Source organism: Pseudoglutamicibacter cumminsii, assembly GCF_016907775.1.
In the GTDB taxonomy this organism is placed as follows: domain Bacteria; phylum Actinomycetota; class Actinomycetes; order Actinomycetales; family Micrococcaceae; genus Pseudoglutamicibacter; species Pseudoglutamicibacter cumminsii.
Genome location: NZ_JAFBCO010000001.1, coordinates 1839810 through 1852624 on the forward strand (window position 1 = coordinate 1839810; position 12815 = coordinate 1852624).

Annotated in this window: 9 protein-coding genes and 1 pseudogene; 5 read left to right on the forward strand and 5 right to left on the reverse strand. The window is 59.1% G+C overall.

Going from position 1 to position 12815, the window contains the following annotated elements; all coding sequences use genetic code 11:
- Window positions 1-66: 66 nt before the first annotated feature.
- A complete protein-coding gene (serB, locus tag JOD50_RS08365; RefSeq protein WP_204881158.1) occupies window positions 67-987 on the reverse strand; it encodes a phosphoserine phosphatase SerB in 921 nt (306 codons plus the stop codon).
- A gap of 81 nt (window positions 988-1068) precedes the next feature.
- Between serB and JOD50_RS08370 the strand changes: the two genes are divergently transcribed.
- The 5 genes from JOD50_RS08370 (at window position 1069) to JOD50_RS08390 (ending at window position 5473) form a co-directional block, all read left to right on the forward strand.
- Complete coding sequence (locus JOD50_RS08370; protein WP_204881159.1) at window positions 1069-1854, forward strand: ABC transporter ATP-binding protein; 786 nt, start codon at window positions 1069-1071, stop codon at window positions 1852-1854.
- A 14-nt stretch (window positions 1855-1868) separates the two neighbouring features.
- Window positions 1869-2666, forward strand: a complete 798-nt coding sequence (locus JOD50_RS08375) for a TSUP family transporter (protein ID WP_204881160.1) — start codon at window positions 1869-1871, stop codon at window positions 2664-2666.
- A gap of 186 nt (window positions 2667-2852) precedes the next feature.
- The gene (locus tag JOD50_RS08380; RefSeq protein ID WP_109302917.1) at window positions 2853-3110 is read left to right on the forward strand and encodes a type B 50S ribosomal protein L31; all 258 of its coding nucleotides are present in this window, start codon (window positions 2853-2855) and stop codon (window positions 3108-3110) included.
- Between the two features lie 108 nt (window positions 3111-3218).
- Window positions 3219-4310, forward strand: coding sequence for a lipoate-protein ligase LplAB (locus tag JOD50_RS08385; RefSeq protein ID WP_204881161.1), 1092 nt, complete (start codon window positions 3219-3221; stop codon window positions 4308-4310).
- A 371-nt stretch (window positions 4311-4681) separates the two neighbouring features.
- The gene (locus tag JOD50_RS08390; protein ID WP_204881162.1) at window positions 4682-5473 is read left to right on the forward strand and encodes a hypothetical protein; all 792 of its coding nucleotides are present in this window, start codon (window positions 4682-4684) and stop codon (window positions 5471-5473) included.
- A gap of 88 nt (window positions 5474-5561) precedes the next feature.
- Here the strand turns inward: JOD50_RS08390 and JOD50_RS08395 are convergent.
- From JOD50_RS08395 to JOD50_RS08415, 4 genes and pseudogenes are all read right to left on the reverse strand, one after another.
- Window positions 5562-6828: pseudogene (locus JOD50_RS08395) on the reverse strand (IS3 family transposase).
- A gap of 204 nt (window positions 6829-7032) precedes the next feature.
- Window positions 7033-9699 carry an aminopeptidase N gene (pepN, locus tag JOD50_RS08405; RefSeq protein ID WP_204881164.1) on the reverse strand — a complete coding sequence of 889 codons (2667 nt, stop codon included), beginning with the start codon at window positions 9697-9699 and terminating at the stop codon, window positions 7033-7035.
- 160 nt (window positions 9700-9859) lie between these two features.
- Window positions 9860-11902: an acyl-CoA dehydrogenase family protein gene (locus JOD50_RS08410; RefSeq protein WP_204881165.1), complete on the reverse strand. Its 2043-nt coding sequence runs from the start codon at window positions 11900-11902 to the stop codon at window positions 9860-9862.
- A 2-nt stretch (window positions 11903-11904) separates the two neighbouring features.
- The gene (locus JOD50_RS08415) at window positions 11905-12705 is read right to left on the reverse strand and encodes a TetR/AcrR family transcriptional regulator (protein WP_204881166.1); all 801 of its coding nucleotides are present in this window, start codon (window positions 12703-12705) and stop codon (window positions 11905-11907) included.
- Between the last annotated feature and the right edge of the window lie 110 nt (window positions 12706-12815).

Below are 12815 nucleotides of genomic sequence, written 5' to 3' on the forward strand. Positions count from 1 at the left end.
AACATTCTAAGGCTTTTCATATGTTTTATAGAGGTGGCGTGCGGGTTTGAGCTGTGGTCTAGCTCTCTATAGATCCCATCCGAGCAGGGTCGCTACAGCATCCAGGCGACGCAACGAGAGGGTTCCGTTGGCGACGGCCCGCAGCGCTGGTTTGGGCTGCAAGCCGAGACCTCCGGTTGCTGTTGTTAGTAGGTCGATGTCGTTAGCGCCGTCGCCGAGCCCTAATGAAGGGATCTGGTTATTGGAAGTCCATTGCGCGCGATGGGTGGCTTTGGCTTGGCGGTCGATGACCGGCCCGGTCACGCGGCCGGTGAGTGCGGCGTCGCTGATCTCGAGGTGGTTGGCTACGGCTCCGTCGAGGCCGAGCCGTTCAGCGAGCGGGTCGAGGATCTGTTGGAATCCGCCGGAGACTGCATAGACTCTCCAGCCGCGCTGGTGCGCGGCGTCGATCAGTGTTTCGGCCCCGGCAGTTGGGGTGGTTTTGCTGGCGACATTTTCGATGACGTCTGCCGAGAGTCCTTTGAGTACCGCGACACGTTCGCGCAGGCTTTGTTCGAAGTCGAGCTCGCCCCGCATAGCGCGTTCGGTCACGGCGGCGACCTGGTCTTCGAGCCCCACGTGCGCGGCGAGCATTTCGATGACTTCTTGTTCGATCAGCGTTGAATCGACGTCGGTCACGATCGCGCCGGCGGGGGCGCTCCACGCAGCCAGTTCCGCGCTCGTCCATGCGGCCCATGCACACTCTGCGCCGGCAGCACTGGCTTCCGTTGCAATCCACTCACGCAAGCGGTCGCGTGCAACGGCAACTGCGTCGTCGTGAGTTAGGGTCCATGTTGCGGCAGCAAGATCAGGCGCGGTGTGGGGTGCGGGGCATTCGGCTTCCAGCAGTTCCCCGAGCAGGTCGGCAACCTGCGTGCGCGCGGCCGGAACAGAGGCCGTTGGAGCGACGAGGAACACGGTGGGCTTGGATGTGCGAGGAGTGCTCATAGTTGCATTGTTTCGAATATTGAGCGGATGTTGCCCATCCATGGCGCAAGAATGACGCCGATGTGTCCTAAAGTGGTGTGCATGAGCTCCGTTTTGAACCTGGAAAATGTCAGCCTGTGGCGTGGCCGGAAGTACCTGTTGAAGGATGTTAATTGGCAGGTGAAGGACGACCAGCGCTGGGTTGTGCTGGGTCCGAACGGTGCGGGCAAGACGACGTTGATGAAGATCGCGGCGACTCAGATGTTCCCCTCGGCGGGCACCGTCGACATCCTGGGCGAGCGTTTGGGGCGCGTCAACGTAGCAGATGTGCGACCGTCGATCGGGCTGGCGTCGAACTCTGTGGCTGCGATGGTGCGTGAGCGTGAGCAGGCGCTGGACCTTGTGGTGTCCGCGGCCTACGGTATGACGGGTCGTTGGAGCGAACACTATGACAAGGAAGACGAGCGTCGCGCGTTCCAGCTGTTGCAGGAATGGGGCGCGGGCACGTTGATGTCACGCCGGTTCGCGACGCTGTCTGGTGGCGAGAAAGCACGTGTTCTGATTGCTCGTGCTCTCATGACTGATCCTGAGCTGATGCTACTGGATGAGCCGGGTAACGGCTTGGACTTGGGTGGACGTGAAGACTTGGTGTCGCGCTTGTCAGAGTTCGCTCGGAGCCCGTATGCGCCAGCGATGATCTTGGTGACGCACCATCTTGAGGAGATCCCTCCGGGTTTCACGCACGTCCTGATGCTCAAGGACGGCGAAGTGACGGCGAAGGGCCCGCTGGATGAGACTCTCACGGAAGAGAACCTGAAGAGGACGTTCGGCATGGATGTCACGCTGACCCGGACTGAACAGGGTCGCTTTAGCGCGTTCGCCCGCTAGAAACTGGTGCGCCTGTGGGTGAGTGGGAGCTCTGGCAGCTCGCTTTAATTTTCTTGTCTGGCTTGTGGGCCGGGACCATCAACACTGTTGTGGGTTCCGGCACGCTGGTGACGTTCCCGGTTCTGGTGTCGATGGGCATGAACCCAGTGAACGCGGTGGTTTCCAACGCGATGGGGTTGGTGGCCGGCGGTTTCTCTGGGGCCTATGGTTACCGCGAAGAACTCAAGACGGTTCCACGCACGTTCCTGCGTCTTCTTCCGGCATCGCTTATGGGTGGGTTGTGTGGCGCGGCGTTGCTTCTGAACGTTCCGGATGATGTCTTCGATTGGGTTGCTCCCGCGCTCATTGTTTTCGCGCTGGTGTTGGTGATTTTTCAGCCGCGGCTTTCTGCCGCAGTTAAGGCCCGCGCCGGCTCGACGCAATTGCGTACCCCGGACCACCAGCAGTTGTCGCCGCTGCTGTATGTGTTGGTGTTTCTTACGGGTGTCTATGGTGGGTTTTTCACTGCCGCGCAGGGCGTTATTTTGTTCGCGATCTTCGGCGTGATGCTGTTTGGTTCGTTGCAACAGTCGAATGCGCTCAAGGTTGGGTTGACGTTGGTCGTGAATATTGTGGCCGCGCTCAGCTACTTGGTGTTTGCGTGGGACAGGATTTCGTGGCCCGTGGTTTTGATGGTCGCGGCTGGTTCGACCGTGGGTGGTTGGATCGGTGGGCGAGTGGGCCGCAAACTCTCTCCCTCGGTTTTGCGTGGCACCATCGTGGTGATCGGTCTTGTGGCTGTTGTGTCGATGGGGTACAAGCTTTTCGCGTAGGGGGCATGGGAAACCCACACGTATAACCGGACCCAGGAGACGCAACGCGCCCGGCTCAGTGTGCTATCTGCCCGTTGACCATGTAGACTTGTAAAGCTGTTCACGCACGTGCGCGTGCCTGAACGCCACCGAAACCATCGCGACTGGCAAAATCCAGGCGCACTAGAACTTTTAAGGTGCAGATATATGAAGGCTGAAATTCACCCAACGTACGAGCCGGTCGTTTTCCGTGACCTGGCTTCCGGCGAGAAGTACTTGACTCGCTCGACCATGACTTCCGACAAGACCATCGAGTGGGAGGACGGCAACACCTACCCGGTTGTTGACGTTGAAATCTCCGCGGCATCGCACCCGTTCTACACGGGTAAGCAGCGCATTATGGACTCCGCTGGTCGTGTGGAGCGCTTCAACCAGCGCTTCAAGGGCTTTGGCGGCAAGCGCTAAACTCTGCATCGCAAGATTTGTTGCGCTCACATTGTGAAGCGCTCCGATTGAAGGGGCTGGCACCTGAAGGTGTCGGCCCCTTCTGCATGCCGGCGTTAGGGTAGAAGCATGAGCAGCAGCGTGAACAGCAAGCAGTCGGAGTTTACTCATCACGGCGAGTACAAGGTCCCTGGAGGCAAGCTCGTGGTGGCGGACCTAGCGGTGGCGGGGGACCGCATCGAGCGCGCGATGATTAACGGCGATTTCTTCCTTGAACCTGACGAGGCGTTGGCGGATATCAACGGTGCGATCGAGAGGCTCGATGCGAGAGCTAGCCATTCTTCGATCGTTGAGGCTGTTGAAGCTGGACTTCGTGAGGACGCGGTCATGTTCGGCTTTGACGCGCACGCCGTTGCCACAGCGGTGCGGCGCGCGTTGGGGCACGCGACGACGTGGGCTGATCATGACTGGGAGGTTCTTGAGCCGGTTGCGTACCCGATTTCGTGGAATACGGCTCTCGACGAGGTTTTGACGCGGCAGGTCGCTGCCGGTAAGCGTAAGCCGACGTTGCGTTTGTGGGAGTGGAATGAGCCGGCTGTGGTGATTGGTTCTTTCCAGTCACTAGGCAATGAGGTCGATGCGGCGGCTGCTGAAAAGCATGATGTCACGGTGGTGCGCCGCATCAGTGGTGGCGGCGCGATGTTTATGGAGTCGGGTAACTGCGTGACGTATTCGCTCACGGTGCCAGCGACGTTGGTTGATGGGATGAGCTTTGCGGATTCCTATCCGTTCTTGGATGCGTGGGTCATGGAGGCGTTGCGTGAGCTTGGTGTCGAAGCGCACTATGTACCGCTGAACGATATTGCGACGGATCAGGGGAAGATCGGCGGTGCCGCGCAGAAGCGTTTGGCCGGGGGCGGCCTGTTGCATCACGTGACGATGAGTTATGACATTGACGCCGACAAAATGATGGACGTTCTGCGGATTGGTCGCGAGAAGATCTCTGACAAGGGGATTGCGTCCGCGAAGAAGCGCGTTGATCCGCTGAAACGTCAGACCGGAAACACTCCGCGCCAAGAGATCCTTGAAGTCATGATGAGCACGTTCGAGCGCAAGTATGGTGCTCGTCGCGTGCAATTGGATGAGGCAACGTTGGCGGAGGCCCGAAAGCTTGCCGAACAGAAGTTCCAAGACCCAGAGTGGACCGCTCGTTTGCCGTAGTTCGTTTGCCGTGGAGCATCATCAACTTGACATAAGCTAACTTTTTCGTGGCCATCACCGAGTACAGGGTGGTGGCCACGAACGGTTTTAGCCCCGAGAACTCGCGCATTAAAACGAATAAAGCTCCACTTATAAACAATGCTGAAAATAAAATCACTGTAGATCCGCTGCGCGGTCTGCTTAGCGTTAAGAACACCGGGCCCGGGAAATAGGTCGCCCACAAATGGGGAACCAGTACACCCGGGTCTGTTGCAAGGCAAGTACGCAAGAAAACCGAACAAAACGTGCCTCATCAACGGCACGGTTCGTCTAGAACACGATTCATCTAGGTAAACCAGCAACCGCTGGAACGCAACATGTTGGAGGTTCTTGTGAAAACCGTACGCAATATTGCAACAGCAACAGCAACCGGACTACTCATCGGTGGGCTTGCTCTCGGCGGAACAGCCATGGCCAGTCCAACGGTCTCCGTAGCACCGAACGCGGAAGCAACTGTCGCCTCGTGCTTCGCGGATGCCAACACGCAGTTCCTCACCGTTCAGCAGAACCTCGAAGCCACGTTGGGCAACCTGAAGGTAGCGGATAAGAAACTCCTCGCCGAGGACTACCAGTCCAACAACTATTCGGCTGACCTGAAGGAAAACATCGAGCTCTCGCAAGAGAAGAGCGAAGGCGCAAAGAAACTCGTTGCGTCAGCCCTGCTCATCGCCGAGGACGGATACGGAAGCCTTGAAGACCTGAACGCTGCCGTGTCGAAGGCCAAGGCAGATCTTAACGCTGCCACAAAGGCCTACAAAGAGATCGTAGAGAAGGAAAAGAAGGGCGAGATCTCAGGCGAAGAAGCTGAGAAAGCCAAGAAGAAGGCCGCCGATGCGGTAGCTGAGGCAACCGGCGCCTACAACGAAAAGTTGACCGATCTCTCTTCGGTACTCAAACAGCTACGGGCCGCGCGCAACGTCAATGGCGAGGGCCGCGATGCTGCGCAGGCCGGACTCAACAACCTCATGCAGGCCAAAGACGCCGGATACCCACCGGCGAATAACGAAGAGATCAAGAACGCTTTGATCAACGCCGACAAGTCAGCACTCAAGGCAGATGAAGGCCTGGAAAAACTCTTGGCTGGAGACTGCTCGGAGCTCGTTGATCAGCCAGGAACCAACTAAACGCTTCCACCGCGGAAGCGCCACATAAAATCGTGGGCACGTCACCAAGCTTCGTGAACTAGCCCCCGAAAGTTGGACTGGTTTTATTTTAGGCGGCTGAGGCTTCAAGGGTCTGGCTCCGGTATTGCATCGGGGTCAGGCCCTTGAGTCGTTGTTGGACTCGTGTGGTGTTGTACCAGTGGATGTAGTCGTTGATAGCAGTGGTGAATTCTTCGACTGTGGTGAAGGTTTCACCGTGATACATCTCGGTTTTGAGGTGTCCGAAAAAGTTTTCCATCACTGCGTTGTCGTAGCAGTTGCCTTTGCGTGACATCGAAAGTGTTCCTTGGTGCGCATCCACGAGGTCGCGCCAGGATGAGTGTTGGTATTGGAACCCTTGGTCGGTGTGCATGATCCAGCCCGGTGCTGGCGAGTGTTGGGTGAGGGCTTTCTTCAGCGATGAGGCAGTCAATGCTGTGGAGGGCGAGGTCGCTATGGTGTGGGCGATGATCGTGTGATCGAACAGGTCCATGATCGGTGAGAGATAGACGCTGTGTCCTGCGATCCGGAACTCGGTGACATCACTGACCCAGGCTGTATTCGGTGCTACCGGCATAAAGTTACGGTCCAACACGTTCGGTGCGATATGACTGATCGCACCCTTGTAGGAGACATAGGGTCGGCGGCGTCTGATCTTAGCTTTCAAGCTCATCTGGTGCATGAGTTTATAGACCAGTTTATGGTTGATAACCCAGCCCTGGTTGCGTAGGTCTTGTAGCACTCGACGGTACCCGTACCGGTGTTTACTGGATTCGAAACTCTGTTGGATCGCGGCTTTAAGAGCTGCGTGCTTATCGGCAGTAGCAAGCCGTTTCTGGTGATAGAAATACGTTGATCGTGGCATCCGGGCAGCACGCAACAGGTCGTTGAGGCGATGTTGGGACTTGAGGGTGACGATCACCTGGACCTTCAGGCGTGTCCCTGACTCCTGAAGTCTCGCAATTTTTTTAGGTAAGCGTTCTCAGCCTGCAACCGTTCCACTTCCCGGCGTAGCTTTTCCTCTTCAGTCAAAACCTTAGGCTTGCTAGATCCTTTAGGCCTGCCCTTCGGCTTCGGGCGCAACGCCTCGTCACCGCCTTTACGCCAAGCCCCTACCCACTTCGTGACGACCTCATCAGCACTCAACTGGTACTCACGAGCTAACTGTTGCCGTGTCGCGCCAGCCAGGAAACGCTCAACGACTTCTTTCTTGGTCTCATAGCTGTACTGCTTTTTAGTTCGTTTCTGCACAAGGCACAGCCTGCCATGAAGCCGGAACCTATGGTAGAGCTTCACAACCGGATCGCGGCGCACACCAAGAACACGAGCAGCCACATGGAATCCCATACCTTGCTCAAACAACTCCACTAACCGTTCACGTTGAGACTGACTCAACGAACTACGTGACTGCATAAAACTGCTCCCCACTAGTCGGTAACTGAATTTCTCAGTCCAACTAATGGGGAGCAGTTCATCGGTGACGTGCCCACTACTTTTATGTGAGAGGCAGTGCTAGGCCTGTTGTTCTAGGTCTCGTTTTTCTATGCCTTCGAGCTAGCTGACTGCGCCGCGAGTCGGCGCTCGGCATCGTCGAGCTCTTCAAGCACGAGGCGACGCAACGCTGCCGGGGCGTCCTGAGAGTCATTGAGCCATGTGCGTGCACGCACAATCTCAGGGTTGGACTCGCGGTCACCGTCGGTGAGCTCAACCGCGCCAGGGAAGAGACCCTCAACAACGCGGGTCGCCTGCCCCTGCGACATCGAAGACCACACGCTCTCGATCCGCTCCCAGTACTCTGCCGCCTCAGGCTGATCCTTACCAGCCGGGTCGATACCGAGGCCGTCAGCGTAGGCCTGCAGGTAATCGTTGGACAGCACGGTGCCGTCGGATTCCTTGCCCACGTACACGTTTGCGCGGGTCTCCTTCTTGACCTCAGCGTCTGGGCGTGCGGCAAGCGCTTCGCGCAGACCGCGAGCCGCCGTCTGAGTTGGCTTGCGGCGGTGCTCAGCCTCGAGATCATCGGCAGTGACACGGCCATGGGCCGCAAGGGCCGTCAACGACGCCCATGTCAGCTCTTCACCGAGGGTTTCCTTGTCCTGAAGCCAGGACTCAACCACGTCGAGCAGCCCTTCCGGAAGCTCAGCGACGCGAGCAGCCGTGTAGAGCAGCGAACGCGTGAACACGAGGCGGCGGTCCGAGCCAACCTCTTCTTCAAGCACCTGAGTCAGCAGGAACGTGAGCCAACGCTGCGCGATCTCTGCGCGTTGCTGCTTGGTCGTGTAGCCGCGAACCGCAATACCTGCCTGCCCCAGAACAGTAGCCAGGACACCGGAATCCTCGATCAGCGCGGAGTTCGCGACAACGCCATCAATGAAGCGCTCCGCAGGAAGTTCGCCGTCGCGGGTCATGTTCCACGCGGCAGCAAGCGCGGTCGCACGGTCCAACTCGGAATCCAAGCCAACCGTCAACGCGACTTCAAGCGAATCGCCCTCGAGGCGGACCTTCGCATATGTGAGGTCGCCCTGGTTCGGTAGCAAGGCGCTACGGCCCTCAACCAAAGTGCGGCCCACCAACTCAGGTACCGGAGCGGACTCACCCTCAAGGCGAACCTCGAACGACTCAACCAGACGCGCTGGCTCAGCCGCCTGCTCAGCCACATCAGCATCCGCGGCCTCGCCGGCCTCAAACAAGCCAACATTCAGAACCTGCGGGCGCACGACGTCCTTGCCGGTAACCGGGTCCGTACCCTGCTGCTTCACAACAGCGGAGGTAACAACACCATCGGAATCCGTTTCGGTTTCAACCCACAAGCTCGATGGACCCGACGTGTTGAGCCAGGCCTCGGCCCACGCCTGCATGTCGCGGCCGGAGGCCTCAGAGAGGATCACCAGGAAGTCAGCGAGGGTCGTGTTGCCCCACGCGTGACGCTGGAAGTACGTGCGCGATGCCTGCAGGAACGCCTCCTGACCCACGTATGCGGCGAGCTGCTTCAGAACTGACGCACCCTTCGCGTACGTGATGCCGTCGAAGTTCTGATCCGCGGCCTCAAGGTCGACGATGTCGGCCATGATCGGGTGGGTCGTCGGGTACTGGTCCTGTGTGTACGCCCAGCCCTTGCGGCGCGAGGCGAATGTGGTCCACGCGGTCGTAAAGCGGGTCGCCTCATCCACAACGAGCGTACCGATGTAGTCCGCGAAGGACTCCTTGAGCCACAGGTCATCCCACCACGTCATCGTCACGAGATCGCCGAACCACATGTGTGACATCTCGTGCATGAGCGTGTTCGCGCGTCCCTCGTGCTGAGCCAGCGTCGGCGCCGAGGTGAAAACGTAGGCTTCCGTGAAGGTGACCAGGCCAGGGTTCTCCATCGCGCCGAGGTTGTATTCCGGCACGAACACCTGGTGGTAGTCGCCCCACGGGTACGCGTAGTCGAAGTGGGTGTGGAACCAGTCGAGCCCCTGCTTGGTGAGCGTGAACAGTTCCTCGTGGTCGAGGTGCTCTGCGATGGATGCGCGGCACGCCAACTGCAACGGAACGGAGACGTCAACGCCCGATGCGGTGGTTCCGTTGTAGTGGTCCTGCCAGGTGGCGTATGGCCCGGCGAGGAACGTCGTGATGTAGGTCGACATCGGCTCGGTTGTCGTGAAGGAGCGGGTCGCGCTACCGTCGCCGTGATCTTCAGTAGCTTCGAGCGAACCGTTGGCGTCCACGTGCCAGTCGCTTGGCGCCGTGATGGAGACGCTGAAACGCGCCTTCTGGTCCGGCTGGTCGAAGCACGGGTAGATGCGGCGGCAGTCTGCTGGCTCGTTTTGGGAGTAGAGGTAGACCTGGCCGTCGGTTGGGTCCTTGAAGTAGTGGACGCCTTCACCCGAGCGTGAATACGCGGACTTCGAGCGGATCGTCACCGTGTTCTCGGCTTCGAGGTTCCGCAGGTAGATGCGTGCCCCATCAACCGCTTCGTCGACCGCTACCTCGCGGCCGTTGAGGGTAATCTGCTCGACGATGCCGTCGACGTAGTCGAGGAAGGTCTCAGAACCAGCAACTGCAGTGAACTGAAGCGTAGTGGTGAGGTCGAAATGGGTCGGCTTCTCACTCACTGCACTCATGAAGTTCAGGTGCAACTGGTAGGTCTGTGCTTGCACGGTTCGCGAGCGCTGCTGGGCCTCGCTCCGTGACAGGTTTTCGTTGGCGGGACGCAGATTAGTCATGAGCATATTCAAACACCTTTTTCACATTGACCCTTAACTGAGTGTGGCCTGCGCCACGGAGTAATCCAGTAGACCGGATGACTCTGCGGAACAGGCCACGCTCGTCATGCATTTGCCTCAGCAACTACCCGTTGCAGTGCCTATGCTCAGACGGAAATCCTCACTTCGAGGACTTTTCCTTCGCCCGTAGCGTTTTCTCGGATACAGGCGCGTTCGGGTCCTTGCGCAGCTTCTCGTAGTAAGCGTGCGCTTCGTCTTGTCGCTCCTGCTCGCGACCCGAAGAGATCGGTGCGCGGTAGTGCTCCTGGGTGTAGCCGAACGCATCCACCAAGTCCTGGGCGTGCGGACGCAGCCGGGTGATCAAGCGATCCAGGTACTCGGTCAAGGTGCGGCCGCGGTGAGGGGAAATCAGGCCGTGCATCATGTACCAGCCGAGCTCTTCTTCGATCACGGTGAGCGCGAAGACATCCCGTACCCACGTCAGAACCTGCGCGGTGCCGTCCCAGGACTCGCCGTGCTTCTCCTCGAACTCCTCAATCGCGCGGGTGAACGCTTCCCACTGGAGCAAGCGGGCGTGAGCCTTCGATGCGAGCACGAGGTCATTCTGGTGCTGGTTGAACATATCTGCCTGAGCCTCGGCAGAGGACTTCCGCACAGAGTTGAGGGCCTTCGCGATCTCTTCAACCGCCACCTTAACTCGCGAGGACAGCAACGCGTGCTGAACCTGAGGGTCCTTAAGGCTATTCGCTGTGCGGCGTTCCGAGCCGGTGTCCAGGGCGTCCTGAACCACGTTGCGCAAACCGGAGTGCGAATAGAAGCTCTCCGCCAAAGACTTCGCGGCGAACGTCGCCAAGCCCAGTGGCTCCATACCCTTGAGCTGGCCAGCGAACTCGGTCAACAGGCGCTTACCGACCAACTGAAGCAAGACGTTGTTGTCACCTTCAAACGTCGTGTAAATGTCGAGGTCCGCGCGCAGCGAGGTCATGCGGTTCTCAGCCATGAACCCGGCTCCACCGCATGCTTCACGGCATTCCTGCAGCGTGTCCAGGGCGTCCCAAGTAGAAACCGGCTTCAGAGCTGCGGCCAGCGTCTCAAGGTCCTGGCGCGCCTCGTCGTTATCTTCACGGCCAGAGAACACGGCATCGAACTTGAGCAACAGCTCATCGTGAGCGAACGTGCCCGCGTAAGCCTTCGCCAAAAGCGGGATCAAGCGACGTTGGTGACGGCCGTAATCCAGAAGCAGCTGTTCGCGGTTTCCAGCCGCAGAGAACTGGCGGCGCTGATTCGCGTACGTGACTGCGATACCCAAGCCGATCTTAGACGCCGCAATCGAAGCGCCGTCGAGTGACACACGTCCCTGGACGAGCGTGGAAATCATCGTGAAGAAGCGGCGGCCTGGCGAGTCGATGCTCGACGAATATGTGCCGTCCGGTGCGACATCGCCGTAGCGGTTCAGGAGGTTGGTGCGTGGGATGCGCACGTTCGTGAAGTGCAGCATGCCGTTGTCGATGCCGTTGAGGCCTCCCTTGACGCCGTCATCGTCGGAACCGACGCCTGGGAGCATGTTGCCGTCCTCGTCGCGGATCGGAACCATGAAGCAGTGCACACCGTGGTTGACGCCTTTGGTGATGAGCTGAGCGAAGACCGTTGCCGCACGGCCGTGCAGCGCGGCGTTACCGAGGTAGTCCTTCCACGCGGCGCGGAAGGGGGTGTGGATCACGAACTCTTCGGTTTCTTCGTCGTAGGTCGCGGTGGTCCCGATGCTTGCGACGTCGGAGCCGTGGCCGGCCTCCGTCATCGCGAACGCACCAGGCAGTTCGAGGCTGATGATCTGCGGGATCCACTTGCGATGGTGTTCCTCGGTACCAAGGTGCAGTACAGCGGAGCCGAAGAGGCCCCACTGCACGCCGGCCTTGATCTGCATGGATGGGTCGGCGGTTACGAGCTCTTCGAAGGCTGCGATGTTGCCTCCGTGGTCGTCACGGCCGCCGAGCTCGGTTGGGAACGCGCGCGAGATCGCGTCTTGTTCGACGAGCAGCTTGAGGTTGTTGAACACATGCTGACGCTGGTCCTCGAGGACCTGCCCTTCGATCTTGTGCAGACGCGTGTCCTTAACACGTTCGCGGGCCTCGGTGCGGGCTTCGGCAAAGCTGCCCAAGAGGTACTGGTTCAAACGGTCTACGTTGATACTGGTGTTGCTCATGGTCAGTGTGCCTTTCCTTGTACTGAGCGGTTTGGGGCTGGTTCAGAGGTGGATGCGGTTGGTTTTGGGGCCGATGCGGTTGCTGCTTGTGGCGTGGCCCCCATGTCGATGGGGGAGAGGACTCCGTGGGTGAGCCACGTACTGATGGCCCGGGCAAGTTGTGCTGAAGACGCGCTGTTCTCATTTTGGTGGGTCAGCCAGTGGTCTACTGCGGAGAGGATGAAGCCGAGTGCGGCTTCCGCCCAGAGTGCTTCGAACTGCGCGCTGCTGGGGTGGGGTGTGACTTGCCGGAGCCCGAACGTCATGAGCGAGGTGATGTCGTTGCGGGCTTTCGCCGCCATATCTGTGTGCATCGAGTTGCCGGATGGCATGACGCCGGCGGCGTTTTCGGGGTGCATCACGAATGCATACAGTGCTGGCGAGCCTTGGGCTTGGTCGAGGTATTCGAGGATCATCGCGGTCAGGCCGTCCGCGGGTGTCGATGCGCGGCGGCCGGCGTCCATGACGTGTGCTTGGACGCGTTCGATGATTTTGTGGGAGATTGCGGCGCGTAGCCCGTCTTTGTCCCCGAAGTATCGGTAGTAGACGGATTTTGATGTTTGCGCGGCTGCCGCGATTTCGTCCATGGATAGCTGTGGCCCGCCCCGGTGGATGGCTCTGCGAGCTGCGGTGAGAAGTTCTTCTCGGCGTTGTTTCCGATGGTCTTCCCAGCGTGTCGCCCGGCCGTCGCCTTCGCGTGCGTCGCAGCTGAGGTCGTCCTCGACGTGTGTCGTGACGGCACCTTTCGCTTTGTCGCTGTGCATGGTTGTCCTCGTTCGTTTGGCAAAGTTTCCAGAAGATAAACTCATGTGAGGTATTTCACGATACCGATAGTATCAGGTACGCTGAGTATTGGTTGAATCACACGAGCCAC

Coding starts and splice junctions, on each gene's coding strand:
- JOD50_RS08415 (WP_204881166.1), bottom strand. CDS start 12,705: ATGCACAGCGACAAAGCGAAAGGTGCCGTCACGACACACGTCGAGGAC.
- JOD50_RS08380 (WP_109302917.1), top strand. CDS start 2,853: ATGAAGGCTGAAATTCACCCAACGTACGAGCCGGTCGTTTTCCGTGAC.
- JOD50_RS08370 (WP_204881159.1), top strand. CDS start 1,069: ATGAGCTCCGTTTTGAACCTGGAAAATGTCAGCCTGTGGCGTGGCCGG.
- pepN (WP_204881164.1), bottom strand. CDS start 9,699: ATGACTAATCTGCGTCCCGCCAACGAAAACCTGTCACGGAGCGAGGCC.
- JOD50_RS08410 (WP_204881165.1), bottom strand. CDS start 11,902: ATGAGCAACACCAGTATCAACGTAGACCGTTTGAACCAGTACCTCTTG.
- serB (WP_204881158.1), bottom strand. CDS start 987: ATGAGCACTCCTCGCACATCCAAGCCCACCGTGTTCCTCGTCGCTCCA.
- JOD50_RS08385 (WP_204881161.1), top strand. CDS start 3,219: ATGAGCAGCAGCGTGAACAGCAAGCAGTCGGAGTTTACTCATCACGGC.